The 3,963-nt window shown below is 74.8% G+C and carries 3 protein-coding genes and 1 pseudogene; 1 reads left to right on the forward strand and 3 read right to left on the reverse strand.

The genetic code is table 11. The features are described from left to right. Nucleotides 1-467: pseudogene (locus J0670_RS32435) on the forward strand (hypothetical protein); the annotation flags it as partial. A 22-nt stretch (nucleotides 468-489) separates the two neighbouring features. On the opposite strand, the gene J0670_RS32440 reads toward J0670_RS32435, so the two are convergent. From J0670_RS32440 to J0670_RS32450, 3 genes are all read right to left on the reverse strand, one after another. Further along, a complete protein-coding gene (locus J0670_RS32440) occupies nucleotides 490-2,388 on the reverse strand; it encodes an AAA family ATPase (RefSeq protein WP_207815637.1) in 1,899 nt (632 codons plus the stop codon). Between the two features lie 141 nt (nucleotides 2,389-2,529). Further along, entirely contained in the window at nucleotides 2,530-3,339 is an 810-nt protein-coding gene (locus J0670_RS32445) for an Fpg/Nei family DNA glycosylase (protein WP_207815638.1), read from the reverse strand. Between the two features lie 94 nt (nucleotides 3,340-3,433). Further along, nucleotides 3,434-3,963: AAA family ATPase (locus J0670_RS32450; protein ID WP_207815639.1), on the reverse strand; the 530-nt coding region annotated here is incomplete at its 5' end.

Consider the following 3,963-nt stretch of genomic DNA (forward strand, 5'->3'; position numbering starts at 1 on the left):
CGTACGACGTCGAGGGCAAGAGCGAGGGCACGGAGGTGAGCCTGCGGCGCTACCCCGTCGACCCGGGCGACCACACCCCGCGCGGCATCCACGCGCTCACCGACGACCACCCGGGAGACGCACTGCGCTACACCGCGGAGGTCCTGGCCCGCACCGAGCCCCGCGCCGAACTGCCCGCGATCCGCTGGCTCGCCGACACCGCCGCCGAACTCCCCGGCCTCGCCGTCGCGGTGGCCGCCCTCGGCCCGGCGCTCCACCTGCTGCGACTCCACGACGGCCTGCTGCTGGAGGCCCGCGCCGAACGGGACTGGGCCGACCCGGAACCCCGCATCGACCCGCTGCTGCTCGGCGCCGCCGTGGCCTGCTGGCTCGCCGACGGCGGCGACCCGGCCCGCCTCCCCGAGCACGGACTCACCGTCCGCACCGGCGAGCACCGCACCCGGGTCTCCTTCAGCACCGGCCCCTAGGAACAGGCCACAGGAACAGGCCTCAGGCCTGGATCTCGCGCAGCCGCGCCCGGCTGCGCTCCGCCAGCTCCGGGTCGTCCCGCTCCTCCGCGAGGGCGACCAGCAGGGTGTGCGCCTGGGCCTCCTTCGGGTACTGCTTCCGGGCCCTGGCCCGGTCGGCGCACTCGCCGGCGTGGACGATCGCCAGGTCGAGCTGGCCGAGCGCCCGGTGCGCCCGGGCCCGGACCAGCGGCAGCTTGGTCAGCATGTCGTGGTCCCCGGTGGCCTCGGCCACCTCGGTGGCCGAGGCCAGGACGGTCAGCGCCTCCTCCGGGCGGCCGTCACCGATCAGCGCCTGCGCCAGGTTGTAGCTCTGGACGATCTCGCCGTGGGGGTCGCCCCGGTTCTCCGCCAGGGCCAGCGTGAACCGCTCCACCGCCAGGTCCGGACGGCCGTCGGCCAGGCGCAGCAGGCCCTCCGTCTCGTGGAGCACGCCCGCCACCTGGCGGTTGACCACCAACGGCAGTTGCTCCGCGGCGAGCGCCAACTGCTCGGCGGCCGACGCGAACTCCCTGCGCTCGTAGTGCGCGCGGGCCAGCTGGTTGCGCATCCGGACCACGGCATCGGGCTGGTTGTCCCACTGGGCCGACTCCACCCCGCACTCGTGGGTGGCGATCCAGTCCAGGTAGAGCTTGCGGCCGTGGTAGAGCGGCCAGAGCGACTCGCAGAGCCGCCACACCTCGCCGTGCCACCCCTGCCGGGCGGCCTCCTCCACCACCGCGCGCAGGTTGGCCCGCTCCGCGTACAGCCACTCCAACGCCGCCTCGCCGGAGGCGAAGCCGGGCAGTTCCTCGCCGCTCGGGTCCTGGAGGCGCAGTCGCGGTCCCATCAGCGCCCGGTCCGCCACCGAGGCCCGGCCCCGGTAGTACGCCACGACCCGGGCGAGCAGTTCGGCCCGCTCGGGCAGCTCACGGGTCCGGCCGAAGGCGTGCAGCCGCACCACGTCATGGGCGCGGAAGCGCGTCTCGGAGTCCGCGTCCAGCACCTCGTCCACCAGGTGCACGGCGCGCAGTTCGTCCAGGGCCTTCGCGGGCCGCTCGACGCCCGCCGCGTGCGCCAGTTCGGCCGACACGAAGGGGCCGGGGTGCACGCCGATCAGGTGGTAGAGCGCCCGGCCGTGCTCCGACAGCCGCTCGTAGACCAGGTCGTAGGTCGGGCCGAGGTCGCTTCCCTCGTCGTCCAGCATGGCCAACCGGCCCTCCCGGTCGTGCAGTTCGGCGACGACCCGGGCGATCGGCAGGCTCTCGCGGTCCAGCAGCTGGCCCCCGACCGCGTTCAGCGCGAGCGGCAGCCCGCCGCACAGCTCGACCAGCGCCGCCAGTTCCTCGTCGGTGCCCCGCTCCGAGCCCAGCCACGTGCGCACCAGCTCGGCACCGGCGCTCGCGCTCAGCGGCCCGAGCTGCCGCACCTCGGCGCCGTCCATCCGCAGCGCGGGCAGCCGCCGACGGCTCGCGACCACCACCAGCCCGCTGGACGGGAGCAGCGCGCGGACCTCGGCGGCGTGCTCGACGTTGTCCAGGAAGAACAGGCAGCGGCGCTCGGCGGTGACCGTCCGGAACATGGTGAACCGCTCCGCCTCCACCGTCGGCGGTTTCGCGCCGAGGTCCCGCAGGAAGCCCGCCAGCAGTCCGGGCAGGTCCACCCCGCCCTGGTGCCGGTAGGCCCGCAGGTCCGCGTAGAGGTCCCCGTCCGGGAAGCGCCACCGGTACTTCTCGGTGAACTCGGCGATCAGCTCGGTCTTCCCGACCCCGCCGAGGCCGGTGAACACCACGATCGCCGGACCGCCCGACTCGGCCCGGCCCAAGGCCTCCGTCAGCGCCGCGAGTTCCGGCTGACGGTTGACGAACGGGCCGTGCGGCGGACGGATCTGACGCGGCCTCACCGGAGCCGGTCCGCACGCCGGGTGCCGTTCCCGCACACCGCGGCCGTCCACCGCGCCTGATGCTCCATCCGCCTGCTCCCTCCGACCGGCCCGGGCCCCAGCCTACGGGCTGGGCGCCGGGCCGGCGGGCCGATCACCCTTTCAGGCGGCCTGGCAGCTCGGGCACCAGAAGAGGTTGCGCGCGGCGTGCTCCTCGGTACGGACGTCGGTGCCGCAGACCAGGCAGGGCATCGCGGCGCGGCGGTAGACGTAGACCTCGCCGCCGTGGTCGTCCACCCGGGGCGGACGGCCCATCGCCTCGGGAGTGTGCTCGGGCCGGACGGTGTCGATCCGGCCCGCGGCGACGCCCTCGTGCATCAGGGCGACCAGGTCGGCCCAGATCGCGTCCCACTCGGCGCGGGTGAGGTCGCGGCCGGCCCGGTGCGGGTTGATGTGGTGGCGGAACAGCACCTCGGCGCGGTAGACGTTGCCGACCCCGGCCAGCACCTTCTGGTCCATCAGCAGCGCCGCGACGGTCGTGCGGCTGCCCGATATCCGGCGCCAGGCGGCCTCCGGGTCGGCGTCGGCGCGCAGTGGGTCGGGGCCGAGGCGGGCGGCGACGGCGGCCTTCTCGGCGTCGGTGACCAGCGCGCAGGTGTTGGGACCGCGCAGGTCGGCGTAGCCGTCGTCGGTGGCCAGCCGGAGCCGGACCAGGCCGACGGGCTCCGGCGCGGGGCCGGTGCCGAAGGTGAAGCCGCCGTAGAGGCCGAGGTGGATGTGCACCCAGGCGCCCTCCTCGAAGCCGAGGAAGAGGTGCTTGCCGGTGGCCTCCGCACCCGTCAGCAGCTGCCCGTCGATCACCTTGGCCTCGTCGGCGAAGCGGCCCTGCGGGCTGGAGACCCTCACCGGGCGGCCGGCGAAGGCCTTCCGGTTCTCGGCGGCGAGGCGGTGGATGATGTGGCCTTCCGGCACGGGCGTCAGCTCCTCCGGGTGCTGCGACGGGACGGTCCCCTCACGGGACGCTCCCATCATCGCAGCCCGCACCGACAGGCCCGCCGGGCGCCGGTCAGCGGACCGGCATGCCCATCAGCCGGGCCAGGATGACGCGGTCCAGCTCGGCGGCCGTACCGGCGACGTCCAGGTGGGAGTTGTCGATGATCGGCAGCCCGGAGTTGTACCAGCCGGCCATCCGCCCGTGGATGCGCGCCACCTCCTCGTCGCCGAGCCGCCGGTTGCCGCTGCGGCGGGCGTTGCGGCGCAGCACCGAGTCCAGGCTGGGCAGCAGGACGACCGGGATCATGCCGGGCCCGATGTGCCGCTTCCAGCCGCCGAGCCCGATCGCCGGGCGGTCGGGGAAGACGGCGTCGTCGATGATGCAGGATATGCCGTTGGCCAGGTAGTTGCGGCAGGCGAAGCCGCAGGTGCGACGGGCCAGCCGGTACTGCGCCTCGGAGGCGTTGTTCCAGCCGGACTGCGGGTTGGCGAAGCCGGACTGCACCCACTCGCGGACGTCGTCCAGGCTGATGTGGGCGGTCGGGGTGGTCCGGCGCTCGGCCCAGTACCGGGCGACGGTGGTCTTGCCCGCCCCGGCCGGTC

It is taken from the genome of Streptomyces sp. FH025 (genome assembly GCF_017427025.1).
In the GTDB taxonomy this organism is placed as follows: domain Bacteria; phylum Actinomycetota; class Actinomycetes; order Streptomycetales; family Streptomycetaceae; genus Kitasatospora.